General features: G+C 54.0%; 25 protein-coding genes and 2 tRNA genes. 2 read left to right on the top strand and 25 right to left on the bottom strand.

The features are described from left to right. Positions 1-170: 170 nt before the first annotated feature. Both ccmI and ACYX4K_RS04305 read right to left on the bottom strand, forming a co-directional pair. A complete protein-coding gene (gene ccmI, locus ACYX4K_RS04310; protein WP_475093342.1) occupies positions 171-1,418 on the bottom strand; it encodes a c-type cytochrome biogenesis protein CcmI in 1,248 nt (415 codons plus the stop codon). Then, the gene (locus ACYX4K_RS04305; RefSeq protein WP_475093343.1) at positions 1,411-1,971 is read right to left on the bottom strand and encodes a cytochrome c-type biogenesis protein; all 561 of its coding nucleotides are present in this window, start codon (positions 1,969-1,971) and stop codon (positions 1,411-1,413) included. Before ACYX4K_RS04305 ends, ccmI begins: the two co-directional genes overlap by 8 nt. A 196-nt stretch (positions 1,972-2,167) precedes the next feature. Here ACYX4K_RS04305 and ACYX4K_RS04300 point away from each other — a divergent pair. Together ACYX4K_RS04300 and ACYX4K_RS04295 are read left to right on the top strand one after the other, a co-directional pair. Further along, positions 2,168-2,243 (top strand) — tRNA-Val (locus ACYX4K_RS04300). A 50-nt stretch (positions 2,244-2,293) separates the two neighbouring features. After that, positions 2,294-2,370: transfer RNA gene (locus tag ACYX4K_RS04295), tRNA-Asp, on the top strand. 654 nt (positions 2,371-3,024) lie between these two features. Here ACYX4K_RS04295 and ACYX4K_RS04290 read toward each other — a convergent pair. From ACYX4K_RS04290 to ccmE, 23 genes are all read right to left on the bottom strand, one after another. Continuing rightward, positions 3,025-3,456 (bottom strand): hypothetical protein, encoded by a 432-nt coding sequence (locus ACYX4K_RS04290; protein ID WP_476178768.1) that lies wholly within the window; start codon positions 3,454-3,456, stop codon positions 3,025-3,027. Between the two features lie 53 nt (positions 3,457-3,509). Further along, the gene (locus tag ACYX4K_RS04285; protein WP_475093345.1) at positions 3,510-3,764 is read right to left on the bottom strand and encodes a hypothetical protein; all 255 of its coding nucleotides are present in this window, start codon (positions 3,762-3,764) and stop codon (positions 3,510-3,512) included. Further along, positions 3,761-5,752 (bottom strand): hypothetical protein, encoded by a 1,992-nt coding sequence (locus ACYX4K_RS04280; protein ID WP_475093346.1) that lies wholly within the window; start codon positions 5,750-5,752, stop codon positions 3,761-3,763. Before ACYX4K_RS04280 ends, ACYX4K_RS04285 begins: the two co-directional genes overlap by 4 nt. Before the next feature lie 2 nt (positions 5,753-5,754). Continuing rightward, positions 5,755-6,687, bottom strand: coding sequence for a hypothetical protein (locus tag ACYX4K_RS04275; RefSeq protein WP_475093347.1), 933 nt, complete (start codon positions 6,685-6,687; stop codon positions 5,755-5,757). A gap of 4 nt (positions 6,688-6,691) precedes the next feature. After that, positions 6,692-6,991, bottom strand: a complete 300-nt coding sequence (locus ACYX4K_RS04270; RefSeq protein ID WP_475093348.1) for a hypothetical protein — start codon at positions 6,989-6,991, stop codon at positions 6,692-6,694. Beyond that, positions 6,981-7,832 (bottom strand): hypothetical protein, encoded by an 852-nt coding sequence (locus ACYX4K_RS04265; RefSeq protein ID WP_475093349.1) that lies wholly within the window; start codon positions 7,830-7,832, stop codon positions 6,981-6,983. The genes ACYX4K_RS04270 and ACYX4K_RS04265 overlap by 11 nt, the downstream gene beginning before the upstream one ends. After that, positions 7,829-9,358: a phage terminase large subunit gene (terL, locus tag ACYX4K_RS04260; RefSeq protein WP_475093350.1), complete on the bottom strand. Its 1,530-nt coding sequence runs from the start codon at positions 9,356-9,358 to the stop codon at positions 7,829-7,831. The genes ACYX4K_RS04265 and terL overlap by 4 nt, the downstream gene beginning before the upstream one ends. Continuing rightward, positions 9,355-9,831: a hypothetical protein gene (locus ACYX4K_RS04255; protein WP_475093351.1), complete on the bottom strand. Its 477-nt coding sequence runs from the start codon at positions 9,829-9,831 to the stop codon at positions 9,355-9,357. The genes terL and ACYX4K_RS04255 overlap by 4 nt, the downstream gene beginning before the upstream one ends. A gap of 109 nt (positions 9,832-9,940) precedes the next feature. Beyond that, positions 9,941-10,360, bottom strand: coding sequence for a hypothetical protein (locus ACYX4K_RS04250; protein ID WP_475093352.1), 420 nt, complete (start codon positions 10,358-10,360; stop codon positions 9,941-9,943). Between the two features lie 55 nt (positions 10,361-10,415). Beyond that, positions 10,416-11,090 carry a hypothetical protein gene (locus ACYX4K_RS04245; RefSeq protein ID WP_475093353.1) on the bottom strand — a complete coding sequence of 225 codons (675 nt, stop codon included), beginning with the start codon at positions 11,088-11,090 and terminating at the stop codon, positions 10,416-10,418. A gap of 98 nt (positions 11,091-11,188) precedes the next feature. After that, complete coding sequence (locus ACYX4K_RS04240) at positions 11,189-11,629, bottom strand: hypothetical protein (RefSeq protein ID WP_475093354.1); 441 nt, start codon at positions 11,627-11,629, stop codon at positions 11,189-11,191. Positions 11,630-11,660: 31 nt separating this feature from the next. Next, positions 11,661-11,843, bottom strand: a complete 183-nt coding sequence (locus ACYX4K_RS04235; protein WP_475093355.1) for a hypothetical protein — start codon at positions 11,841-11,843, stop codon at positions 11,661-11,663. 205 nt (positions 11,844-12,048) lie between these two features. Next, positions 12,049-12,270, bottom strand: a complete 222-nt coding sequence (locus ACYX4K_RS04230) for a hypothetical protein (protein ID WP_475093356.1) — start codon at positions 12,268-12,270, stop codon at positions 12,049-12,051. A gap of 9 nt (positions 12,271-12,279) precedes the next feature. Continuing rightward, positions 12,280-12,957, bottom strand: coding sequence for a hypothetical protein (locus ACYX4K_RS04225; protein WP_475093357.1), 678 nt, complete (start codon positions 12,955-12,957; stop codon positions 12,280-12,282). Beyond that, positions 12,944-13,591, bottom strand: a complete 648-nt coding sequence (locus tag ACYX4K_RS04220) for a hypothetical protein (protein WP_475093358.1) — start codon at positions 13,589-13,591, stop codon at positions 12,944-12,946. The genes ACYX4K_RS04225 and ACYX4K_RS04220 overlap by 14 nt, the downstream gene beginning before the upstream one ends. A gap of 124 nt (positions 13,592-13,715) precedes the next feature. Further along, on the bottom strand, positions 13,716-13,922 hold the full coding sequence (locus ACYX4K_RS04215; RefSeq protein WP_475093359.1) for a hypothetical protein: 207 nt from the start codon (positions 13,920-13,922) through the stop codon (positions 13,716-13,718). A gap of 284 nt (positions 13,923-14,206) precedes the next feature. Beyond that, positions 14,207-15,493: a tyrosine-type recombinase/integrase gene (locus tag ACYX4K_RS04210; RefSeq protein WP_475093360.1), complete on the bottom strand. Its 1,287-nt coding sequence runs from the start codon at positions 15,491-15,493 to the stop codon at positions 14,207-14,209. Between the two features lie 415 nt (positions 15,494-15,908). Then, complete coding sequence (locus ACYX4K_RS04205) at positions 15,909-17,546, bottom strand: glycosyl hydrolase family 18 protein (protein ID WP_475093361.1); 1,638 nt, start codon at positions 17,544-17,546, stop codon at positions 15,909-15,911. Positions 17,547-17,633: 87 nt separating this feature from the next. Beyond that, positions 17,634-20,135 carry a glycosyl hydrolase family 18 protein gene (locus ACYX4K_RS04200; protein WP_475093362.1) on the bottom strand — a complete coding sequence of 834 codons (2,502 nt, stop codon included), beginning with the start codon at positions 20,133-20,135 and terminating at the stop codon, positions 17,634-17,636. 337 nt (positions 20,136-20,472) lie between these two features. Continuing rightward, entirely contained in the window at positions 20,473-21,066 is a 594-nt protein-coding gene (locus tag ACYX4K_RS04195; protein WP_475093363.1) for an IMPACT family protein, read from the bottom strand. Then, positions 21,029-21,610 (bottom strand): DsbE family thiol:disulfide interchange protein, encoded by a 582-nt coding sequence (locus ACYX4K_RS04190; protein WP_475093364.1) that lies wholly within the window; start codon positions 21,608-21,610, stop codon positions 21,029-21,031. Before ACYX4K_RS04190 ends, ACYX4K_RS04195 begins: the two co-directional genes overlap by 38 nt. Positions 21,611-21,665: 55 nt before the next feature. Next, complete coding sequence (locus tag ACYX4K_RS04185; RefSeq protein WP_475093365.1) at positions 21,666-23,666, bottom strand: heme lyase CcmF/NrfE family subunit; 2,001 nt, start codon at positions 23,664-23,666, stop codon at positions 21,666-21,668. Further along, positions 23,663-24,112, bottom strand: coding sequence for a cytochrome c maturation protein CcmE (ccmE, locus tag ACYX4K_RS04180; protein ID WP_475093366.1), 450 nt, complete (start codon positions 24,110-24,112; stop codon positions 23,663-23,665). Before ccmE ends, ACYX4K_RS04185 begins: the two co-directional genes overlap by 4 nt. Positions 24,113-24,184: the final 72 nt, after the last annotated feature.

The following is a 24,184-nucleotide window of genomic DNA, read 5'->3' as shown; positions in this document are numbered from 1 at the left end:
TGTCTTTGCAAACCGCCGATTGTACATGGCTGCGAGCCGGGTTTCAGCGCTATTTTCGCTGCGCCCCGACAGTGGCGGCCCGCCTGAAGCGAAGCCGCGGAAACGCTTTTCCGGGGCACCCCGAAGGAAATGAACTGGCGAACCAGGCAGGCCCGCCAGAGACTCTACAGTCAGATCTGCTGATCGATCAGGATGGATACCGGCTTGGACCAGTCCGCGCGCGGAAGAGACTTCACCTCGCCCTGCCAGTCACCGGGGGCCGGGCGGGCATTGCCGCCGATGGCCAGACGGGCCACGAGTTGCACCTGGTCAACGGTTTTCAGGCTGCGCCCCGGCATCATCGCGCGAGACTCATCCAGCACCACCTGCACGGGCAAATCCGCCGCGGTAAGACGCACAATCGCCAGTGGCATCGGGCTCTCCGCGGTACGCGCGTAGATAAATACCGGCGTGTCCGGTGCGTACTTTACGGATTCGGCCAGCGAGACGCTCACCGCAATACTGTTTTCACCCAGGGCTTTGGATACGGCCTCAGCCTGCTCACCCGCCGCCTCGGCCGCACCACCAGTACCGTTCTCTGCCAGCGCCGCTTCCGCCCGCTGTACACCCGCCGCCAGAGCCTGCGCGGCACCGGAGCCCGGTGCCATTTGCGCCAGCGCCTGCTGCCAATAGGATTTGGCACCAGCAAAGTTCTTCTGCTCAAACGCCGCGATCCCCGCCAACCCGAGGGCCGTCGTGTTGTTTGGCTGCGCAGACAGAACCTGATCCACTTCGCGCAACACCTCAGCACTCATTTGTGAGCCATTGGCGAAAAACAGCGCCTGGGCAAGTTCGGCACGAATATTGGCCGCCTGCGGCTCGTGGGCGACGATATACCGGTATTGCGCCACCGCCCCCTGAACATCGTTACTTACCAGCAGACGCTGCGCCAGCACGTAGCGGCTGTTGAGGTCGTCCGGATGGGTGACCGCCCTCTCGCGTAATTGCTGGGTAATACGGGCCTCCGCCACCAGATCCGTTTCACCGGACTGGCTGGCCGCCAACTCCCGATACAGGGCCACATCACTGTGAGCCCCCCAGTAGAAATACAGACCAACCGCGGCCATCGGCACCGCCAATGCCAGCCCGACCAGCATGCTGCGGCCACCGGAATGGCTTTGCGACAGCCGATAGCTCCCCGCGCGCTCTTCCGCCAGCAGCTTGCGCCCCAGCTCCGTCTTCAGTGACGCATATTGCGACGCATCAATCGCGCCGCTGGCATGTGAGCTTTCAAGCTCGGCCAGGTGCTCCCGGTAGAGTTCCGCCTGGGAACCCTGGTCCTCGGCAACCGCTGCAGACTTCTTGCGCAATAGCGGCCAGGCAACAACCGCCGCCAGCGGCAGCAGTAACAGTGCCAACATTAACCAAAGATCAATCATCGTTTCTGCTTCCGCCCTTTAGCTTGCCTGCCGGCTCATTTGCACCGGTGTCAGCGCGATTAAGCAATTGCGCCAGGCGCTGAGATTCCTCGGCGCTTAGTTCCTGATCATCGTCACCCTGACGACCGCCACGCCCACTGCGAGAGCGCGCCACAATCACGATAAGGGACAGCAGCCCGAGCGCGGCAAATACACCCGGCGCCACCCACAGCAGCATGGTGTTGCGCTGCAGCGGCGGGCGGTACAAAACGAAATCGCCGTAACGGGCCACCATAAAGTCGTTGATTTCCTGGTCGCTGAACCCCTCCTCCAGCAACCGGCGAATCTCCCGCCGCAGATCTGTGGCCACCATGGAGTCGGATCCGGCCAGATTCTGGTTCTGGCACTTGGGGCAACGCATTTCTTCGATTAAAACCTGATAGCGAGCCTGCAGTTCCGGCGTGGACAACGGCTCCACCTCAACCGATGCATAGCTGGTCGACAGGGGTGCGACCATAGCGATCAGCAGAGTCAGGGTGGCAGCGACAGGGGCTGCGAAGGTTTTTTTCTGCACTGGCGTTCTCCGGCGGAAATTCTGCCGATTATATCAGCGCCGGCGCCCGCAAACACGCCCGATGCGAGACGGCGCCACATCACGCACACCAAACCAAAATTTCCGGCCACCCGCTTAACTCATTGAATTGAAAAAAATTTTTCAAAAACCGTTGACGCCAAAAAAAATATCATTACTATACGCAGCTCCTGACGCGGGGTGGTTAGCTCAGTTGGTAGAGCGGCGCCCTTACAAGGCGTAGGTCACAGGTTCGACCCCTGTACCACCCACCACTTTCCTTTACATCTGCACGGCAGATTGCTCAAAGGAATGTCAGGAATGCGGACCGGTAGTTCAGTTGGTTAGAATGCCGGCCTGTCACGCCGGAGGTCGCGGGTTCGAGTCCCGTCCGGTCCGCCACTTACTTCACGTAAGTCTTTGAATTTCAAAGAGTTTTGTGACAAGACCGAAAAAACTGGTACAGAAAATGGTACAGGTTTTTTCTGGTACAAAAGCCCGCTTTAAGCGGGTTTTTTTGTGCCTAAAAAAAGAAAGGGATGCCGAATATGGGAAATTGCCCCGTTTGCCGCTGCCCATCCGACATATATAAGGAAACGCACTTCGATTTGGTGACGTGCCCCGAGTGCGGCAAGTATGAAATTGATTCCCCCGTTTCAAACTTCCTAATGGTGAGGAACCCAGACGTGAATGTGCCCCGTTTTCGCGAATGGGTGAAAACTGAGAGCCAGACGTCAGAGCGGGTTATCGTCCAAATGTCGAACTACAAACTGGTGCTGGGTATCTAGCTGCCGATTGGGTGCGTTGGCGGGGCAATTCCTGGCTCGCTCTTGTGGACACCTTTTAGCCACTGCATAGCCACCGCGCAGTATGGCCCCACTATTACACCTTTATAGTGGCTGTACTTTCTTTTCCGCTTGGGGTCTTCCGGGTCCGGTTCCCAGTGCCGCTGAATGGGCTGAAAGATTGGCCCCTCTGAAGGCTTCTGGGCACGACCAATGCCACTGTATGCAGCCCGCTCTGGCGTCCAGCCTTCCAACCCGGTCGGGTAGTCGCTCACAATGCCACCTCGCGCAAATCACCATCGCCGGTGATCCGTTCAAAGACGCCTGTTGAAAGTAGAGAAATACGGGTGCCCCTCACATAGTCAGCCATACCCCAGAACCATGCACCCTGCGGTACGACTTGCCCTGTGGCGTTGTATAGGCCGGTGGTGGGGTCTTGTTGGCCTACCGGAATGTCAGCGCTGGCCTGAATGAAACGGCATTGGATGCCTTGCACCAAAACGTAGTCTTCTGGGGCGCTCTGGCCTATACCGATATGCTGGCCCATCTGGTTGTCGGGATAGACCTGACGCCACCAGCCCGAAGTGACGGACTGCGCAAGGTTGTAGTTGCCCGTAAAAACGCCATCTGCATTGCTGTTACTGCCGCCGGGGTTCAGGCCGCCACTTAAGTCTGCCAAGGTGGGGTTGGCCAATTCTGACATTCTGGGGGTTAGTCTCGGTTCTGCCGGTAGGTTTGACGGTCTATTCTTTGCCATTAGTTCAGCCTCACTGGTTGGCCATTGCGGTCTATGCGCTCAATGCCTGCCTGTAGCTGCTGCATGATCTGTTCACGCAATATGGCGGCTTCCGCTGGCGGTTGGCTATCGAAGAAAATGGTCTGAAGAAACATTGAGGGCAGACAGAGGGCCACCTGTTCCAGCGTCAGGGGAAGTCCGGCTTCTTCATATTCTTCGAAGCCTTCCGCAATCCCGCCCATCATGGCCCGCACGGTTTCTGAATCAATTTTCACGGCGCAGCCCTCAACGCTTCCGCTATCATGGATTGCTGACGCATTGCGGGGTCTTGGTTGAATGCTTGGTTGTACATTGCGGCGCCAGCTGGGGCGGACATTACCGCGCCAAACTCTGGTAGCCGGGTGATTACCCACTCTTTGTTTTTATCGGACAGGGCAGATTTTTTTATGCTCTGATTCAGGGCATTTAAATCAATATCCCCGATACGCTGCATAGTAAGGCGCGCCAGTTCCTCTTTGGCTTCATCATTTAAGCCAGTGCCCAAAATCCGCTTTATAAGCCCCACGGCCATTCCTGTTGCCCCACCTTCTGCGCCGGGTATATCCATGCCTTGCTGTCGTTTAAATTCTTGCTGGCGGGCCGCTGTGCGGGAATTGCCGAGTATTGCCGTTGTTCGGTAAATATCGGCTTCCACTTCTACCTGTTTCAAAAAGTCATTGAACGCTTCTTCACTGGGGAATGCCCGCCTTATCCGTTCCCGTAGCAGACTGGAATTTATGCGTTTTGTGGCGTCACCGGATTCTGCGGCCTGCATGAATTTGTCCCGAATGGCTTTACCCGCACCTATGCGAAACATTTCTTTTTCAGATTCGCTCATGCCTTTAAGCATATCGTCCATATAATCGGCATCTTCCAGCAGTATGCGGCGGCCCATTTGGGCGGAATCTATCAAATTGGATTGATTGGCGAATACGTCCCGTGCCTGTTTGTACATTGGGACTTGGCTGTCCAGCTCATTGACCATATCGGCTTTTAATCGCATCAGGTCACGGGCTTTGCTGCGTTCGCCGGAATTTATGGCGCGGCCTATTTGGTCATCTAAATCCTGTTTCGCCAAATCGAACAGGCGCAAGTGGGATATTTGATCCCCTGCAATTCTCTGGTTTGCCGCAATCGTCTGGGCGCCTGCCAGTGCTTGTTTAATGGCGGGCGCGCGCATTAGTGAATCTAGCTTCTGAGTGCGCCTCAAAGGCTGCCGGAAAGCTTCCTGATACATTGGGCCAGCAATGTTCCCGCGTTGCTGCTGTAGCGCCTTAACGGTCTGTTGTAGCGATGTGCCTTCCGGTACGCCTAACCCTTCCATCAGATTGTTAATCAGGCGCGGCTGTTGGCCTGATTGCCGCCTTTTGAATAGGGCTTCCGCCTGATTGGTTATGCCCGGATTATCGCCCTGCTGAATCACGCCCTCTAAAGCGTTGCGGGCTGAGGTGGACGTATCCGCAAGAATGGCATTTGGCCCCATATTTCTTAGGGCACTGGCAAGGGCGCTTGGCGTTACGCCTTCCTGCGCCAATCCTTGGGATAGATAGCGTTCGGCGTTTTGTCTTGGGGTGGTTAAAAATTTTCTACCCAAATAATCCGCCGTTGGTGAAAGGGCTTCCCCGGCTAAACGGGTAACGGCTGCGCCAATTGGGGCTGCAATTGCGCCCACGGCTGCGCCTTCTATTGCCCCGCCTGTGCGTTCGCCTTCCCGTGCCGTTCCGGCGCCATATAAACCGCCTTCTGCCGCACCTACACCGGCCCCACGTCCCAACCTTCCCGCAACACTTCTTCCGGCTGTAGTGGCCCCACTGCGGGCCAAACCTGCCCCGCCTGTGAGTATTCCACCGGCTAACTCTGCACCAATGGAAAGGCCGGGGTTTTCTTCTGTGAACTGGCGCTGCTCTTTATCCAATTCGGATTGCGCTTCCCGGTATGCCTTAATGGGATCGTCGCCCATTGCGCCCGCTACAGCAGATTTCAAGCCGCCAGCCAGTTCGTCAGAAAAACCAAACGTTAAACCCTGTAAGCCACTGCGTGCCGCACCCAATAGCGGGTTAGTGGTGGGGTTTAAATCTTGGTCAACCGCTTTCAGCTGTTGTGATCGCCGCGTCTCAAAATCTGGATGCGCGTACATTTGGCGCTGAAAAAATTCCGCGTCTTCCGTTTCGCCTGCATCGAGCGCGGCTTTCAGTAGACTTTCAATCCGTTGTAAGTCTGCCATTGTCACATTCCGTATTTAGCGGCTCTTGCTTCAAATTCGTCTGAACGATCCACCACGCCGCGGGTCACACCTGAATTTCCCTGCGGGCCTGATGAAATACCCAGCTTTGCTTCCACAAGATTATTCAAGCTATGAATTTTAAATCTGGCGGCTTCTGGGCTGTCCTTTCTGGTTGGGATCATGTTTAACAGCAGTTCCTGATCCTTGTCCGTAAACGTACCTTCGCCGGACGTTCTGAACAGACTTTTTAAAACCGGGGCCATATTTGCGCGGGCGCCCTCAAACTTCTGGGAATCTTCGGTGGCGGCGGGCAACATTCCCCAGACTGGCCCCGTGTAAACGTCATCTAAAGTGCTTTTAAGCGCATCCATTGACGTGCGGTAGGCGTTGTATGTTTTCGCCATTTCGAGCTGGTCGTTTTCCTTGTCGAATTGACGCTTCTTGTCTGCGGCTTCTTCTTTCAACCCTGCTTCAAAACGCTTCAGCTCTTTCTGGTCTTCCAGTTTTTCTGCGGGCGACTGCTTGGTGTCTTTGTATCCGGGCGCTGTATAGAATTCCTTTTTGTTGGGGTCATACACGGTTCCATCCCCAACAGATATTACCTTGTCGGGTGTACGAGCTAGTTTGTACATTGCCTGCATGGCCCTAAGCTCTGCCGCTTTATCGCTGGCGGCTTCCTGTTCAGCCCTAAGCGCCGCGTCTTTTTCGTCGGCGTTGTAGTTGCTTAACAAAACATCGGCAGCTTTAAAGATGGATGGCGCAGAAGATGACAAGCCTTTGCCCCGGGGTCCGCCTAATTGCTTTCGGCCTCTTTCATTTTTAGCGCGCTGCTTTGCCAGCATTTCCGCCTTCTGCTCTGCACGAATACCTTCCCGAATTTTATTCAGGGTTAGTGTGGGGACTCGCAAGCCCCCCACCTCTTGATAATCTTCCATTTCATCACCTCATTAGTGACCCGAGTGTGAGCGCTGCCAAACCTGCCCAACCGACAGGGCCAAGGGCGCCGAGTCCAGCACTTAACCCGCCTTGCATTGCAGCAGCAGCGGCTGGTTTTGCGACGGAACCGAGTGCTGTTGTGCCGAGGCCCATAATGTCGGATTGCAATTGTGCTTCGCGTTCTGCTTCAGCAATGTCGTAGGCCTGTTGTAGTTTCGCCTGCCCGTAGGTAGCGTCCAGAATTTCTGGGGTTTTCGCGCGTTTCGCGAGTGCAAAATTCATAGCCATTTTTTCACCATCCATGCTCTTTTGCGGCCATTGCTACATGGGCGCGTATGTCGGGAACTTCTTCACCTTTGTGATTCTCAACGGTGGTATCAAAATAACTTTCGTGAATTGATGTTTCCTCGAAAGCATTCGGATCTTTTTCAATCATTGATTCGTAAATTTGTGCGCGGCGCTTATCGCTTTCGCTCGGTTCGTATTCAACCTCGTCGGGTAAGTCTTTGGTCTGCTTGGCCATACGCCGTTCAAGCTCGATAGCAACGTCACCACCTCTGCGCCAGCTTTTATAGTCGTCTTTCGAAATCCCGTATTCTTCGCCGTAACGCCGCAAGGTTTTGTCAAAGCGGTCGTAATCCTTTTGTGTTGCGGCCATTCGGTCGATTTCTTTCAGGTGTTCAAGTGCTTTTTCCCGGCGCCGCATCATCTGGGGCGTAGTGTTGTACGCTTTCGCGATTCGCTCTTCGTTCCAGTGGTGTTTATCTTTGTTGCGGCGAGTGATTTTTTCCCCTTTCGCATATTTCGATAGTTCGGCAGGGGTTAATCCATCGGACGGCCCCATATTTCGCGTCATTTCTTTGGTGCGGTCGATCAGCTTGTCAGCAATAGCCCGATATTCCTGGCTGTTGTGTGCATCTTTCATTTGAATGCTCAGGTCATGCTGACGCTGATCACTCTGGCGCATCATTTGTTCGATCTGGAATCGGTTGTAATTGGCGCGCGCAAAATTTTCGATGTCTCGAATATGGCTGATTATATTCGGGTCAATCGTTTGACCGCGACGTTGCGATTCTGCCGCTACTGCCATTAACGTTGCGTGCTGATTTACCAATACATTTTTGTATGCGATTAGATTGTTCATATCCGTCCTCTGTTCCATGCTTTGTGTTGGTCGCGCAAGTCGAATAGTTCATCGACTGTGCCGTTAATCGCATATCCGCTTCCATACGGAACTAACTGGCGCTGAATATTATTTGCTGCTTGCTGTGCGGCATTGGTAGGGCTGGAAAGTTTTGGGAATTGCCGGCATACAATACCAATGGCGTCCACTACGTCATCGTGTCGGCCCCCGGGAAATTTGGCCAGTTCATCGAAAACGGCGCCATTCCATAAGGCCTGCTTAAATACAATCGCCTCTTGAATTAAAAACGCGCGCAACGGGGCGTTGCGTGTTTCTTTATCTTTATTTCCGGTGGGTACGGCAATTAGGGGAAGGGATTTGTGCTGTTCCTTCCCTTGCTGCCAAACCAGCTGGCACCACATTTTTGACGGTGAATCGTTATCAAGGTATATCCCGGCAGGGGGGTACTTACTTGCCAATTTATATAGAGCCACCACTGATTCATCCGGGGAAACCTGTTCGCGATATACGTCCACCACATACAGTCCCTTGCGGGAATCCATTGCTACAACTGCAATGACGGTGTAATCGCCTTTCCCTACGGATAGCGCTATATCCACCCCAAAGTAATATTTTACATTGCGGGGAATGTCTCGGGCGATTTTGAAGTGCTCATGTTCTACCCATGCCCCTTCGTAATCCATTGGATTTTGTTGGTAGAGGGTTTGCCAAATCAACGGGTCGCGCTGGGCATCCCTGACCATCTTCTCGGTGAACCAATCCGGCCACAGTCGTTCACCCAGTTCCCGGCCTAACGGGTCGTGAGGGCTGTCGCATAACATTGGAAGGCGAATGTGCTTCCAGTTTTCCACCTCTTGGTCGTACAGCTCGTACAGGCGGCCTATGGGGTCTTGCTGCGCCCATCGGGTGCCGACTACCAGTTGCTTTCCGTTGGGCTTTAACCGGCTGCGCGCTTCGGACAACAGCCAATTCCAGAACTTGTCGAGCTGGGTCAGGCTTCCCGCCTGCTCGTGGCCGGTGATCAAGTCGTCAATAATCAACCAATCACACCGGAAACCCGTCACCGTACCGCCAGCACCTACACACCGAATTCCGCCACCTTGGGGGGTTCCCTGAAATTCCAGGCTCTTTGCATCGGATAGCAACTCTGTGCCGCTTATTCTTCGCCATTCTGGGGTCAACATCGCGGCACGCCTGCGCCGGGAAAAACTCTGTGCAAGAGATTCAGAATTACTCACGCATAAAATCTGACACGTTGGGTCGTTGGCCAGAAGCCAGCAGGGCAGGATTACAGAGCCGTAAACACTCTTCGCAGCACCGGGGGGCATGGCGACACTGGCACGGTCTTCGCGGCCAGCGTGCATTTTCTCGAACAGGTCGATCATCAGGCGGTGATGCTTTGCTGGTTTAACAGTGAAATCCGGCAATTCTGATTCACGCATCAAGTCCAAAAAGGCGTAAATGCTTTTTCGTGCTTGGCGCCTGATTAGTAGTTCCTGCGCGGCTTCCTGAACCACTCTGTTCATGTGGGAAATTCCAGCACTTCCGCCATCGGCTCATTTGCCGCGAGGTGGGTCAGGATGACAGCGGGTTTTACATTGCTAGGGTAAGCCTCAATGCGTGCAGTTGGCTTGGTGCCCGGTTCGGCATTCGTTGATGGGGGCAAAGGGACATGCCATTCAGTGGCGGGCTTATCCTTTCGGTTGTTTCCGGTTGAATCTGGCGTCAGCGGGGATGGGGATTTTGAAATTTTGTTGGGGGCTAAGCTCAAGTCTTCCCGGTTCGAATTCAAAGGGGGTGGGGGGGCGTCTTCATATTCGCCGCCATATCCCGATTCTTCTTCAGCGTCTTCTTCACTGCCCCCTGTGGCACGCAGTCTTCCTAGTATATTCCAGTCATTTTCTGCGCTGGCCATTCGAAGTGCAGTGGCCAATGGGTTTGGCGGCGCACAGTCGCGCAATGCCTGAGCCAATAGTCTTTGTTGGTTTACACAATCCATGTGCTTTTCCTTTTGTGTGTGTCAGATACTGTGCCATTTCCTATGGCGTCATTTATTTCTATTTATTCTTCAATAAGTTACGCGCCAACTAGCCGGACGGTATGTCCGCCTAACCTTCTTCAGCGTCGATTAGTTCCCCGTCGATAGCAGCTTCACCCTGTAGCAATGACAACAGGTCTTCGTCGGAAAGTTCTTTGGGGTTTATACCGGCCTCTACGGCTTCCTGAGCGCGTTTCTGTAGTTGGGTAATGGGTGAGCCTTCATTGCGGTTCAGAACGTCCCTCGCAACGCTGGCGTAATCCTTGTGGGTCGGATCGGAAAGGACTTTGCTGTAAGCGTCCACGGCTTTCTGAATCAATTCAGCCGTTGCTGCCTGCCTGAGCTGATAAACCGGGTTATTCCTACCGCCCTTCAGAATGCGGGGATCATTCTGTTTAAACGCGCCGGGATTGTACCCACCGGGCTTGGGGCCGGGGCGCTTCTTTCCCTCTGAAAGCAACTCTTCTTCACTTGACGCCAAATCACTCATAATCGGAATTCCTTTTCCGCATATGCAACAAGTTGCACATAGAGCGATGGTGCGCCTATTTCTTAGCCTTGTCTACAGGTTTCCATTTGGGGTCGATATGGGGTCTTAACCAGTGCTCAAATGCGTCGATACGACGTCTTATTTCAGTATTGAATTTACTTGTTTGAGGGCCGTCACCCATTCGAATGTCTTCTGGATCATAACCCTCGATATGTTGTTTCTGGTACTGCGGATCTTCGAGGTGGTGGATATGCTCAAAGAGCGCCTTCACCACAATCCCACGAAGGCGTTGAAGCTCGCAAAGTTTGAGAATATGTTCACCACCCCATTCGACCTGGGCTTCGATCACTTTTTCCAGTAGCGCCTTCAAGCTGTCATCGAGCCTGTCGATCCTGTTTTTGTACACTTGAAGTTCCACCCAGATTTTGTCGTCACCTTCGAGCTGCCCATGCCCGTTATACCAGATGCCTTCAGGGTGCTCATGCTTAAAGGATTCGCCGATCCTTGCCTGTATCAATACGTGGTGGAATCTATGCACTTCTGCCAGCACTTCTTTTGCTAACGTATATTCGGATTTTCCTTTTAGCTCTCTTCGCCAAGTAGTCAGGCCTTGTTGAGCGATGACTGCCATAAATATGGCGGTGCCAGCAACCATGAAGCCGCTTAGAGTGGTTCCAAACTCTGATAATGCTTTTAATAAATTAGTTACAGTGGTTAATTCTTGATACATGGTAGTGTCGTGGCAGTTTATTCAACGGATAAGATATACAGATTCGCTGAATAATTGAAGGGCATTAAAAAACCCGCTCTGAGACGGGTTATGTGGGGTTACAGCTGTGAGCAACTTCCGAGTTCGATTAGTGGGGTGTTGCCCTCATTGCCACCATATGCATGGCCTTGCGTGTACGTTCTCACAAATTTCAGATCTTTAGGATTAAATCGAAATTCCCCCTGTAATGGGGGGCAATACAAATACTGAATCCCTGTGCTTGAAACATACTTGCAGTAGAAGGTCGGCTCTTTGGCACCGAGCCTAGTGATAAGGTGAGTCTTGTCAGGCTCGACGAATGAGGGTATCTCTTTTGAATCTTTGAGAGGGCGTATCAGAAAACGGCTGTCATCTACACTGAAGTTCGTGATCTGCCAGTCAGTTCCAGTCCAATAAAAGCCAGTAGCTTGATCTGCAATACATAGCCATGAGGGCTGGTCTTCTGCGGTGACATTAGAAGCGAACAGGGCCAATGCGGCGATCGAGGCTAATTTTTTCATTATCGTTACTTTGCATGTTGGTACATTGAGATCAGGAAGTGAGCAGATTCACCAGCACAAAGAAGCCAAACAGGTAGGCAATGCCAATCCATCCGAAGAAGAAAACGCTTCCTGCCAGCAGCACAATAACGGCCAGCATCCCGAATAGGGTTTTGGCTATCTGGTATTCCAGTGTGAGCTGTAGTTCTTGAAAGCGCTTTTTGAGGGCCTGCATAGCGGTACTTCTGTGTGTTGAATATGTCGTTTTAATGTGACTATTGTCTCAAAAATCATCATTTTGGGGTAGCGGAATCCGTGACCATTACTGACTACCCGGTATAGCGTTTACACACTGATAGGTGGCGGCGTTGAGTCCTCACAGCGGGAAGGAATACCGCGCCCGCCTCACGGTTAGGGCAGACTCAACGCCGCCAGTTCGATTAGGCCTTATCGGTCACTGGTACTTGTGGCCGGTTCTGGATTCCTTTCGGGCTTTCTCTGAGTCGTTCCACAATCTCAGTGGGCAACCAATAACCCTGTGCCCGTTCCAATTGGCTGTACATTGGGGTGGCAAGGCGGCCAGCTTTCAGTGCTGCTCTGTATTCGCTATCGGTATAGCCATAGAGGCGTTTGAATTCGTCTTCCGTCACAAACAATTTCATTCCGTTCCCTCAATGGATCATTTGGCTTTCACAATGGCGGCATCCCTCGCCATCACAACGGGGGCAGATACCCACTTTGGCTCTGTGCAAAACTTTAGAATCTGGGTGTATGTCCTTTTCTCTTATCTTCTCAATGTCCTCTTTTCCTAGTTGGATTACCCCCCTAGTTGAATCTGGCTGTAGCCCAGGTTGTTTTGCGGGCTGTAGCGATTCCTTAACCGGTAAATTTTGGTTCTGATAACCGGTCGTTAACCGGTGCTTAACCGGTCGATAACCGGTCGTTAACCGGTAGACGTTTAAATCAGTGCCACGAATCACCTTAACCGGTGGAAGGCTTTCAACGACAAACAGAACGCCGACAAACTGCCCGCAACATTCCCAAAAATCCGTCCGGCTTCCATGCCGCGTGCTCAATCCAGCCTGCTTAAACAGCTTCCAAGCGGTGCCATTTCTTCCCGGGATGAATTGCTTTTGGTCTTTGTACGGTTCGCCTTTTTGGCCGTATTTAGAATTGCGCTCACGAACCACCGATACATTGAGATAGCAGGCATATATTTCGCCGGTTTCAATGTCCCTTAGCGTCATTATCAGCTTCGGGGCGGTCTTGGTTTCCCTGGCTTCATCCTCGCAATGTTCAATCGGGCAATAGCGATTAAACTCAACGGCTGTGCATTCAACTATCGGCATAGTCGCGCACCTTCTGAAATGGGCTACTTCGCATTGCCCAAATCGCCTCGACCTCAAATTCCTGCCGGGTTTTGGCGTTTGCCGTGACCTGAGCGCATTGGTGGGCGTGATCTTGCAACGTGCGCGCTTTAATCAGTGCGCCAATGTCCGCCCGGTAATGCCAGACGGCGGACTCTGGTTGCCACGGCATGAGCCCCTTAGCCATTAACAGCCGCTTCACTGCCGTTGCATATTCGCCGTGCTGGTGCGCGGTCAGGTCTTCACCATTAGATTCGACACCCATATAGAAGCGCACTTTCTGAGTTTCAAAGTGCAGCGCCTCAGAACAAATGACATTCAATTTTTGAATTTTCAGTGCTTCACTGAATGCGTGCCTTTCCGGTTCCGATACCTGATTGCTATAGCGCTGCTCTGGGGGATACAGGTCTTGAAACCCGATTCCCCAGTGTTCAAGCACTGCGGCGCTGTCGCAGTGGTGCCAGCACTTCAGAATTATTTTTTCGTCACGGTAAGTCACTGTGAGCTTATGGCCGCCGCACAGTGGACAGTTGGCGCGGATACTGTTTTCTTTGACGTGCCTTACATTTTCGAGGCGCGACAAAGCACCCTCAAACCAATCGGGAATAGCGTCCATCCTGAAAATCCTTTTTCAGAAAATGGCGCCGGGGTAGAAATTCAATAGCGTGAGGCTATAATTCAGCCCGTGTGTTGGATTATTCCGAAGCTATCGCCCCCCGGCGGTGGCTTTTTTTTGCCAGTTACTGGCGCTGTTGCAGATATTCCAGAAACTGGTCACTGCGGCGTCCACGTCTACGCTTTCCGAGTTTGATTGAGGGGGCTATTTCTTCGAGCGTTGGGTCGCGCTTTTCCCATAATTCAATGGTGCGCCGTGTTACACCGGCACTGGCGGCTTGCTCGTTCATACTGAGAATGTGCCATGCAGGCAGCGTTGAATCGTTTTTCATTTGAACATCCTTATTCATTTGAAAAATTGTTGATTTGCAGAATTCCACCCTGTGAAAGAGAAATTCTTTTACATTTGCATCTGTTTGCAAATGCCTAGTGTTTATAAGCCAAAATTATCGGCTGCGCCAACCGGAAATGGCGCTAAGCTATTGATTTCTAACGCCGCACACAGGGAAGAATGCAACGAAACACATTGGCGCCAGCGTTTAAATGATTGATTAAAAAAAGAAAACGCGCCGGGTGGCGCGCTCTTTAGATAGTGAAAAACTCTGTGAAACTCTGGTTAGATTTCCTGCCAGTTATTCCCCCCTGTCAGGTAATCCCCCCATTCTTCCAGTAATTCCAGCCGGTATTTCAGCATTTCAGAACGGTCATAGGCGGCTATGGTTTTGTCTCTGCTGGCGTGTGATAAAACCATTTCCGCAATAGCTGCATAGTGCGGGCCTTTGTAATCTGATACCCAAGTGCGGAATGTAGCGCGGAAGCCATGCCCCACAATTCGATCACCAGTCTCTTGGTCTACCCATCCTTTGGCGCATTCTTCCAATCGAGTTTTGTGCATCCGGTCGCACAGGTCAGTAATAGCGTTCTCGTTGATTTTGGCGGCGCGCTCACCGGGAAACATGAACTCTGTAGATTTATCCAATCCGGCCAGTACGTTCTGCATGTGGCTGCTAACTGGTACAAGGTGGTCATTCTCTGGCTTAAGCTTATCCAGCTTGCGCAGCTTCATATACATTGCAGGGACGCGCCAAACGGTTGCGCCATCCTTGAGCCAGTCCCATTGAGAAAACCGGACAGGGGACGTGCGAACGCCTGTCAGCATCAGGAAACGCAAGGGGGCACAGGCCGCATTATCATCAGTGATTGAAGCGAAAAATTCGGGCGCTTCCTTCCAGTGCAATGACGGCTGTTTTTTTGTGTCTTGGTAGCGGCTGCGTTTGGGCAACTTCCTGATTGCTGCTGTGACAGGGTTGGGGCCGGGTATGTGTCCAAAGGCTATGGCGTCCTCAAAGATTGCCCGAATTTTGAACATTACCCGTTCACCGGATTCTTTCTGCTTCATCCAAACCGGCTTCAACATTGCGGTGGTGGCGTCTGTTAATTCTTGGTGCGAATAGTCTGCCGGGGCAATGTGTCCCATTTTCGGCAGAATGTGGTCGCGCAGATGGCGGTTCCATTCCGCAATGTTTTCGTCACCCCAAACCGGGCTGTTGTTCTCTACGTGTTCCAGCCCTAATTGCCCTATGGTCACTTTTGCCGCTGACTCTTTTTTAGCCGCCTTGCCTGCTTCCTTGGGGTCAATCCCTTCAGCGGCCATTCGCTGAATATCCTGTGCGACGGTCAGCGCCTGCCGGGGGGTTCTGCCTTTCTTCCTGCCGAATATGTCAGCACTGCCAGCGGACTTGGTTACGGTCTTGCCTTCCCACGTATAGCGAACCTTCCAGCTTCCCCTGATTTCGTCCTCGGTTTCCCACTGGCCATTGATTGACAGAATCAGCCCCTCGGCTACCTGAATACTCTTCTTTCCCTCGCGGACTTTTCTCTCAATTTCGGCCTTGGTCAGCATACTTCCCCCAGAAAATGGCACAGCAAATGGTACAGGTTGAAAAATTTATAACCCTTCGCATCGGTTCGTGTAAGAGTCACTGTTTTGGGGAATATAGCGGCCTAAACCCTATAAAACAAGGCTTTGAGTGGCATTTAAAATGGTACATTTCGCAAGAATTCGCGAAGATATTTGTGTGTTAGAGGGACGTCCGGTCCGCCACATACAAAAAAGGCTCTCACGAAAGTGAGGGCCTTTTTTGTATGCGGTTGATCGGCGTACGAGAACCCTCGTTCGATCAAATTGCGCAGCAATTTAAGACGCCGCAGGCGCCCGCAGGGTGAGCGGCGCAGCCGCGAATCAGTCCCGGCCGCACCCTGCACCTCACTTTGCCTACTTTTCCCTGTCCATCACTTTTCGTTTCCGCGAACCGATATTACAGCGCATCCAGAAATTCCCGATGCTCGGTAGAAAATTCGAAATTATTAAACTTGTCCCAGTTGATCGACCAGGTCATCAACCCACCCAATCCAGTCCAGCCCGTACTGGTGTGCGGCGTGTAGGTCGTACATCCCTCCAACTTCACCAGGCAGTTGAGCGCGGCGTGCACCTCACTGACCGAAGTAAAACCACCACCGGCATTCACGTTCGCCGGCAAGCCGATCAAAACCTGATCCTGACGCAGTGGCGGAAAGAAGTACGCAGAATTACCACCAACGTTAAACCCGGTTAACACCATGTCCGCCATGGCAATATGAAAATCTGCCACGCCCATACTGTGGTACTGATCATCCAGCCCGATGATCGAACCAGAGTTGTAATGTTGCACCTGTAGCCAGTCCAGCCTATCGCGCATCGCGTGAATTACAGGAAGGTAGGCGCCGGCGCGACGGTCGCAACCGGAGCAGGAGCCTCCGTAAAAACTGTAGCCGAGTTGCACAAAGAACGTTTCAGGGGCCATGGTGAGCATGAAATCATCCCCGTAGTGGGATGTCAGGGCCTGCAGCGCTTCAATCAGGTAGACAATTACCGGCGTCGTTGGATTGCGGAAATCCACATCACCGGCATTCAACTCCAGTGAGTGACCTTCAAAGTCCACATCCAAACCATCGAATCCGTAACGGTCGATAATATCAATCATCGACGCAACAAAGTTGTCGCGAGCCACGGCACTTTCCAGGCGAACCTGACCATTGGCGCCGCCAATGCTGATGATGATTTTCTTCCCGGCCGCCTGCTTGGCCTGAATACCGGCAATAAAGTCCTGCTCGTTAAACAGCGGGTCCAATACAAAGCCAATTTCACCCGGGGCAGCGCCAGTAGGCTCCGCGAAGGAAACATTGATTGCGTCATACGCATCGGAAACATCCGCAATGGGAATAACCCCGGAACCATTATCGAAATTGTGCCAGTAACCGGAAATCAGGCGACTGCTATTGCCACCACTGGAACCACCGGACGAACTGCTGGACGAGCTGCTGGACGAGCTGGAAGTAGACCCACCAGAAGAGGAGCTGGAAGAAGTGCCGCAACTGGCCACCTGAGTCCACGCGTGCTCCCAGTATGTCCCCTCACCCGGTGCGTACGCCCAGGCAGATTCGGAAGAACACCAGCCGGCGATGTCGCAAACAAACTCGTTACCCAGGTTCTGCACCAGCTGCCCTGCCACATAACTCGTACCCGCCACATAGTGCACGGAACTACAGCTACCGCCGCCAGAGGAAGATCCCGAAGACGAGCTGGATGATGAGCTTGACGAGGAAGAACTCGATGACGAGGAACTCGATGAGGAGGAGCTGGACGAAGAACTCGAAGAGCTCCCACCGTCGCACTGAGCGATGACCGACCACTCCTGCCACTGGCCGGAATGCAGCGCAGGGTCGCTACCCTGACTCCACCAGTTGGCTTTGTATGCAGTGCCCATATGCTGAACTTCGGCTCCGCCACTGTATGCGTTACTACTGTTCCAGACTGCGAGGTCGGAGCAATCCACGGCGAATGCGGCACCACTACTTATCAGACCAGCGATACACAGCAGCCAGCGTATCGCCCCTGAGAACAATCTCGTTTTCATAAAATACCCATTATTTTTATTCAGTAATTGTTGGCCCACCGATGCCACTGCAGGTGGCACGGGTGGGCCTCGACTAACGCAGCGACGTTAGCGCAGGGTGGCAATCAATGACTCACATTCCGCAGCAGTGATATTGCGACCACAAACGGGAATCTGATCGGCAGGATCGCCGTCAGACTGGTCCGCCGTCAGGCTATTCCCCAGAACATGATTAACCGTATTGAGGTTGTAGCCATTGTCCTGCTCCGCCATCCAGAAAAAGATTCCGGCCAGCCCGTTGTCTTTGGCGTACTGCGCTTTTAACGCCACTGTCCGCGGCGTTTCTACCGATATGAACGCACCAATTGAGTCGTTGTACAGATAATCCGCATTGGACTCCTTGTCGGTGTACAACCAGAACCCGTTGCGCGGCAGCATGTTGCTGTCGAGATAGTTCTGGTAAAGATCGTACCCCTCAATCACACCGGCCTCCCAGGATCCAAGTCCGGCAATACCGAGAATCAAATCCGGCCCACTCCAATTGGGATCGCCGTAACTGGTATTTCCGGTAACGCCGTAGGTGAACTCGGAAATATCGCTAGGATTGGTCGCTTTCGAACGGTGATAGTTCGCGCCGCCGATCATCAACTTATTTGCCGGCACACCGAGACTCTGAAGGTAGGTAAGAGTCCAGTTAGCCGACGTTCCCGCAGAAGAGCCCACCGCCATCGGATTGATATAAAGCGGCGTGTGATGCGAGAGCTCCCGCTCCCAGGCACCGGTGAGGTCGTAGGTCATCGCATACAGGCGATCCATATAGGGATGCACCTGAGACCAGTCGATTTTCTCGAGACGACCCAGCCCTGCCGGAATTGCGGAGGAAAGGCGGTAAGGCTTGCCGGTTTTCTCGCTCAACCAATCCATACCCGCACGAAGTTCACGAATCAGTGTCGCGTAGTTTTCGCCATCGTCTTCCCGCGCCATTCCCACAACAGCACCATCGCTACCGGGGTATTCCCAGTCGATATCCACTCCATCGAAGTCATAGCGCTCGAGAAAATGCACAACGGAATCGACGAAAGCTTTGCGCCTTACCGGATCATGCGCCATCCACGGGAATCCTTCCGACAGCGTCCAGCCACCGATGGAAAGGTCGAGCTTCAACTGCGGGTTTTGCTCACGGAGCTGGTAGAGTACTCCGAACACGCCGCCGACATTGTCTTTGTTGAGCGCATACATACTCTCCGTACCCACAACCCCTTGCGGCGCAACGCCCACATCTCGCACGAAGGCCGCTTCAAAATCCGCCACTGCCATGGCACCGTCAGGTAGCGAACTCTGGTTACAGGTTCGCATCACCGCTGCCGGAGCAGATGTGGGAAACCCGCCATCCTGCTCATTCTTCGCATCGGGGTAACAGATTCCGGCAAAGCCATAGACAATGCGGTGCAAGTTGGCCGCCGGTAACTGCGTGAAATCGTACTGGCGGCCGTAAATTGCCCAGTCGCCTATATACGTAACGATTTCCGTCCCTGAGCTCAAGCTATAAGTATTGTGCTGCAGCGGTAGGTTTCCCGGCACCAGTTTGGTACCGCGGGCTCCGTTGTCCACATCCAGACCACCGTGGTCTCCACCGTTATCAGACGCCGGATTAGCGCCCCCCTGGTAACCCGAAATCGGGGACTGGGTATCGGCAATCCGCGCGGGCGCAATTGCACCGGTGGGATTGACCACCCCTGCACTCAGATTACCGTCAACAGGTTGCGCTTCTCCGTAATCAATGCTGTTGGGAATGGGTACCGGGCAGAGTGCATCGTCGGGATAACCAGCGGTTTCCCACTGTCCCGGGTAGGCGGTGTTGTCCGGCGCAATGGAGTGGGTATCCACAAGTGCGCGATAGGCAATTCCCTGATAGGCAATCACGGTGCCTTCAGTGTACAAGGTGCCCGTTTGCCACTCTGCGGCGCAGAAAAATTCATCCGGCACAGTGCCACCGCCACTACCGCCGCCGCTGCTACTGCCACCACCGGAACAGGCCTGCTCACTGCTACTGGTCCAGGCATTTTCCCAGGCCCAACCGACGCCTGGCTCGTAGGCAGAGTTGCCGGATGAACACCAGCCCGCCACGGAACATGCGTAATAACCACCACTGTTTGTCACGATATCGCCGGCCGCGTAACCGCTTCCCGCCACATAGGCAGGACAGGAGCCGCCACCGCCAGACGATCCTCCGGAGCCAGAACTGGAGCTGCTGCTCCCACCACCGCTGGAACTACTGGAGCTGCTACTGGAACTACTACTGGAACTACTACTAGAACTGCTGCTGGAACTGCTCGAGCCGGGCGCATCGCAACTGCCGAGCCCTGTCCAGGCGTGCTCCCAGGCCCAGCCACTACCTGGAGCATAGGCACCGCCCTGGCTGCACCAGCCACCGACGTCGCAACGATAGGCAACGCCGGCACTTTGAACGGCAGCACCGCTGGCATAGCTGGCGCCGTCAATATACTCAGGTGTACTTGAACAATCGTAAGCCGATGCATTTGCCGCCGCCCAGAGGCCAAGCAGTGCGGCGCCGGTATTCAACATCCTTTTTATTGTTGTTTTTTTCATGTTTTCTTCTTCTCCCAGTCGAAGAGTCGGTATTTTTCTGGCGGGTAATTCCGCCGGCATGAATGGTTCTGTACCGCAGGAAAGAAAACGCTAGAGGAAAGAATCCCCCTCTTGTGGAGGAGTGATTGAAAAGGAAGCCACCACCGGCCCTTAGCCGACAGCGCTGTCAACTAGCCAGATCAAGCTAGCCGCCACCTGACAACGCTGTCAAACAGATAGAAGTGAACGGCGCCACTTAATGCAGAGATTGCCAAGTATCTCCACGAGCGGGTGCGGAAACAGGTGGGAATGGGTGGGGAATGAAAAAAAGAAACGACGAAAAGGAAGGTCAGCGCTATCACAAAGAGAATGAAAAGCCCTCCGGCGCGAGCTTTTCCTTCAGGGACGGCCACTGATCTTGAGGAAGTGTCACTGCGATGCGTACGCAATCGCTATATTCCACATCGCCACACAGGCCTCGGTGCTGGGCTACCAGGAAACGCACTCGGGATTCTCCGGAAAAGTCACAAGTGAGCTGCACATCGACCAGGGGCACATGGACATCGAGCTCCGCCATCTGTAATGCCGCGCCCACCGCACCGCGGTACGCGCGCATCAAGCCGCCAACGCCCAGCTTGGTGCCACCAAAATAGCGCGTAACAATAGCGCCGACGCTCCCCACTTCCTGCTTCAGCAGTAATTCCAGCATGGGCCTGCCAGCGCTACCCCCGGGTTCGCCGTCATCATCGCTCTGCATCACCTCCGGATTGGCAGGATTGCCAATCACCAGCGCAGTGCAGTGGTGGGAAGCATCCGGATAACGCTCCCGGGTTATTTCCAGGGTATGCAAAAAAGCCGCTTTATCGGTCACCGGCCCCAGCCAGCAGATAAAGCGGCTCTTTTTTTCTTCCGTCTCAGCGACAACGGGCGAGCAGGGAATCTGATAGCTCACCAGAAAATTCGTCCCAATCCTGATTCTGTAAACGCTGATACAGCGGCTGCAATTTCGTTTGCCAGACCTTATCGTCCACCACCCCGACATGCTTGCAACGGATAGTACCGCCGGCATCTACCAGGAACGTTTCCGGGGCGCCAAACACTCCCAGGTCCAGCGACAGGCGCCCTTCGATATCCGATACAGAAAAAACGTAGGGGTTCTGGAATTTCTCCAGCCACTTCTGCGCCGCTTCGTTGTCGTCCTTCAGGTTGATGCCGACAATCGGCACGCCCTGCTCCGCCAGCTCATTCAGATACGGGTGCTCTACCCGGCAAGAAATACACCAGGTAGCCCAGACATTCAGTAGCAGCGGTCGACTGGGCAAGTCTGTTTTTTTCAGCTCGCGATTGGACTCCACATCGAGCAGCGCAAAATCCGGCACCGGTTTATTCACCAGTGCCGAGGGCATTTCCTGCGGATCCAGTGAAAGGCCGCGCCAGAAGAGTACCGCCAGCGCAGCAAATACAATCAGTGGAAGGAACAGCTTGAGTCTCGCCATGTAATCGGTAAATCCGTCTATCGTTTCAGTCGTTCAACAAAAATCAGTCTGCCAATCAGGCGCCGGCCAGGGCGCCGCCGTCCGCTTTCGCACCGGATTTACTTGCGCGCGCCGCACGCACCTTGCGGTAACGCTTATCAGCCACTGCGATTGCTCCGCCCAGGGCCATCAGTGCAGAACCCAACCAGATCCAGATGACGAACGCCTTGTACTGCAGGCGCACCGCCCAGTCGCCACCGAGATTGTCTTTGTCCATGGGATCACCCAACGCGACATAGAGATCCCGGAACAAACTGGTATCGATGGCGGCCTCGGTCATGATATTGCCGCCGGAAAAATAGCTGCGCTTCTGCGGCAGTAGCTCCGCCACCTGGCGACCGTTATCACGCACCAGTATCACCCCTTCCGATGCCCGGTAATTTGGACCGCGAATCTGTCGCACACCTTCGAAGGTGAACTCGTAACCAGACATGACAGCACTCTGGCCGGGCGACATGCGCAGGTCTTTTTCCACGCTGTACACCGTGGTTAACGCCACACCCAATACCGAAACCGCCAGACCGATGTGGCCGAGATGCATTCCGTAATAACTCGCGCGCTGGCGCCTGAGCCCCGCGATCAGACTGTCTGCATTGCGCGACTTGGCCAGGATATCCGCCGCACTGGAAGCAATTACCCAAAGTCCGGCAAACAATCCCAACACCGCACCCCAGTGGAAGTCACCCGCCATCAAAGTCAGCAACGGAGCACCGATAGCAGCAACCAGGACCGGCATGCCCCAGGACTTCAACAGCTTTTTCGTCTGGCTGTCTTTCCAGTTGGCATGAATACCCATTCCCAGAAGGACACACAACACCAGCATCAGAGGAACAAAAAACATATTGAAGAACGGCGGGCCCACGCTGATCTTGCCCCAGTTCAATGCATCGGCTAACAGCGGGTACAGAGTGCCGGTCAGTACCACGGCCATAATCAGGACCAGCAAAACATTGTTACCCAGCAGGAAGGTTTCACGCGAGCGGAACGAAAACACACTTCCCGCGCTCACCGTGGGGGCACGCAGCGCAAACAACAGCAGGGACAAGCCGACCACGACCGCCAGGAAAGCGAGAATAAATCCGCCCCGCAGTGGGTCGGTGGCAAATGCGTGCACCGAGGTCAATACGCCGGAGCGCACCAGGAAGGTACCCAGCAGGCTAAGACTGAACGCAAAAATGGAAAGCAAGATGGTCCAGCTGCGGAAAAGGCCACGCTTTTCGGTCACCGCCAGCGAGTGCAGCAGCGCAGTACCGACAAGCCAGGGCATAAACGACGCATTCTCCACCGGGTCCCAGAACCACCAGCCACCCCAGCCAAGTTCGTAATACGCCCACCAGCTACCCAACGCAATTCCCAGGGTCAGGAATGCCCACGCCACGGCAGTCCAAGGCCGCGCCCAGCGGGCCCAGGCACTGTCCAGGCGCCCTTCAAGTAACGCGGCAATGGCGAACGCAAAAGCCACCGAGAACCCCACGTACCCCATATAAAGAAGCGGCGGATGGATGATCATCCCCGGGTCCTGCAGCAAGGGGTTCAGGTCACTGCCATCACCGGGCGGGAACGGCAGGATGCGATCAAACGGGTTGGACGTGAGCAGGATAAACAGGAAAAAGCCGATCAGCAGCATACCCATAACCGACAGTACCCGCGCCACCAGCACGTCTGGCAACTGTCTACTGAATACGGCAACTGCAGCGGTCCAACCTGCCAGCATCAACAACCACAGAAGAATCGAGCCCTCGTGCCCACCCCAAACCGCAGTTACCTTGTACACCATGGGCAGAATGCTATTGGAGTTCTGCGCCACATAGGCCACCGAGAAATCACTGTTCACAAATGCGAGCGTCAGGCACACAAATGACAGGGCGGTAAACGCGAGCACGCCGAGTGACAGCGGGCGCGCGGTATCCATCCACAACACGCGGCCGGTATAGGTTCCAAGAATAGGAACTACCGAAAGTGCGATCGACAGCAGCAAGCCGACGATCAGAGCAAAGTGCCCGAGTTCAGGACTCATATTTTGGCATCTCCCTGGCAGCTCGCTTTGTTCACCATGGTCTCGGCCACTTCCGGCGGCGTGTAGGATTCATCGTGCTTGGCAAGCACCTGGTCGGCACGCACATATCCGTCCTGATGGAGCTTGCCAGTGACCACCGCCGCCTCACCCTCGGCAAACAGATCCGGCAGAATTTTGTCAAACACCACTTCCAGCTCCGCCTCACCATCGGTGATTGCAAAGCGGACATCCAGGGAGCTACTGTCCCGTACAATACTGCCTGGAACGACACAGCCACCGGCGCGGATACGCTTTTCAAAGGGTACTTCACCAGCGGCAAAGGCGCTGGGCGCATAAAAATAATCCATGTTTTCACGCATGGCATAGGTCACGAATCCCACTGCAACGCTCGAGAGCGCCACCAGTAGAACGACCAGAATCAGTCGCTGTTTACGGGCTGGGTGCATGGTTGTCCTGTTCTCAATCGCAATTCGTTGTACTAGTTCTCTCCGCCGAAAATACTCCCGCGGAGCAGGTGG

Source organism: Microbulbifer sp. ABF4_107 (genome assembly GCF_056312215.1).
The sequence above is the reverse complement of the archived record's forward strand: the minus strand, read 5'-3'. Positions and strand labels throughout refer to the sequence as shown.

Bases quoted from the DNA above. Each gene is read 5' to 3' on its own strand.
- ccmI (WP_475093342.1), bottom strand. From the start codon at position 1,418: ATGATTGATCTTTGGTTAATGTTGGCACTGTTACTGCTGCCGCTGGCG.
- ACYX4K_RS04290 (WP_476178768.1), bottom strand. From the start codon at position 3,456: ATGTCAGAATTGGCCAACCCCACCTTGGCAGACTTAAGTGGCGGCCTG.
- ACYX4K_RS04280 (WP_475093346.1), bottom strand. From the start codon at position 5,752: ATGGCAGACTTACAACGGATTGAAAGTCTACTGAAAGCCGCGCTCGAT.
- ACYX4K_RS04275 (WP_475093347.1), bottom strand. From the start codon at position 6,687: ATGGAAGATTATCAAGAGGTGGGGGGCTTGCGAGTCCCCACACTAACC.
- ACYX4K_RS04270 (WP_475093348.1), bottom strand. From the start codon at position 6,991: ATGGATGGTGAAAAAATGGCTATGAATTTTGCACTCGCGAAACGCGCG.
- ACYX4K_RS04265 (WP_475093349.1), bottom strand. From the start codon at position 7,832: ATGAACAATCTAATCGCATACAAAAATGTATTGGTAAATCAGCACGCA.
- terL (WP_475093350.1), bottom strand. From the start codon at position 9,358: ATGAACAGAGTGGTTCAGGAAGCCGCGCAGGAACTACTAATCAGGCGC.
- ACYX4K_RS04255 (WP_475093351.1), bottom strand. From the start codon at position 9,831: ATGGATTGTGTAAACCAACAAAGACTATTGGCTCAGGCATTGCGCGAC.
- ACYX4K_RS04250 (WP_475093352.1), bottom strand. From the start codon at position 10,360: ATGAGTGATTTGGCGTCAAGTGAAGAAGAGTTGCTTTCAGAGGGAAAG.
- ACYX4K_RS04245 (WP_475093353.1), bottom strand. From the start codon at position 11,090: ATGTATCAAGAATTAACCACTGTAACTAATTTATTAAAAGCATTATCA.
- ACYX4K_RS04240 (WP_475093354.1), bottom strand. From the start codon at position 11,629: ATGAAAAAATTAGCCTCGATCGCCGCATTGGCCCTGTTCGCTTCTAAT.
- ACYX4K_RS04235 (WP_475093355.1), bottom strand. From the start codon at position 11,843: ATGCAGGCCCTCAAAAAGCGCTTTCAAGAACTACAGCTCACACTGGAA.
- ACYX4K_RS04230 (WP_475093356.1), bottom strand. From the start codon at position 12,270: ATGAAATTGTTTGTGACGGAAGACGAATTCAAACGCCTCTATGGCTAT.
- ACYX4K_RS04225 (WP_475093357.1), bottom strand. From the start codon at position 12,957: ATGCCGATAGTTGAATGCACAGCCGTTGAGTTTAATCGCTATTGCCCG.
- ACYX4K_RS04220 (WP_475093358.1), bottom strand. From the start codon at position 13,591: ATGGACGCTATTCCCGATTGGTTTGAGGGTGCTTTGTCGCGCCTCGAA.
- ACYX4K_RS04215 (WP_475093359.1), bottom strand. From the start codon at position 13,922: ATGAAAAACGATTCAACGCTGCCTGCATGGCACATTCTCAGTATGAAC.
- ACYX4K_RS04210 (WP_475093360.1), bottom strand. From the start codon at position 15,493: ATGCTGACCAAGGCCGAAATTGAGAGAAAAGTCCGCGAGGGAAAGAAG.
- ACYX4K_RS04205 (WP_475093361.1), bottom strand. From the start codon at position 17,546: ATGAAAACGAGATTGTTCTCAGGGGCGATACGCTGGCTGCTGTGTATC.
- ACYX4K_RS04200 (WP_475093362.1), bottom strand. From the start codon at position 20,135: ATGAAAAAAACAACAATAAAAAGGATGTTGAATACCGGCGCCGCACTG.
- ACYX4K_RS04190 (WP_475093364.1), bottom strand. From the start codon at position 21,610: ATGGCGAGACTCAAGCTGTTCCTTCCACTGATTGTATTTGCTGCGCTG.
- ACYX4K_RS04185 (WP_475093365.1), bottom strand. From the start codon at position 23,666: ATGAGTCCTGAACTCGGGCACTTTGCTCTGATCGTCGGCTTGCTGCTG.
- ccmE (WP_475093366.1), bottom strand. From the start codon at position 24,112: ATGCACCCAGCCCGTAAACAGCGACTGATTCTGGTCGTTCTACTGGTG.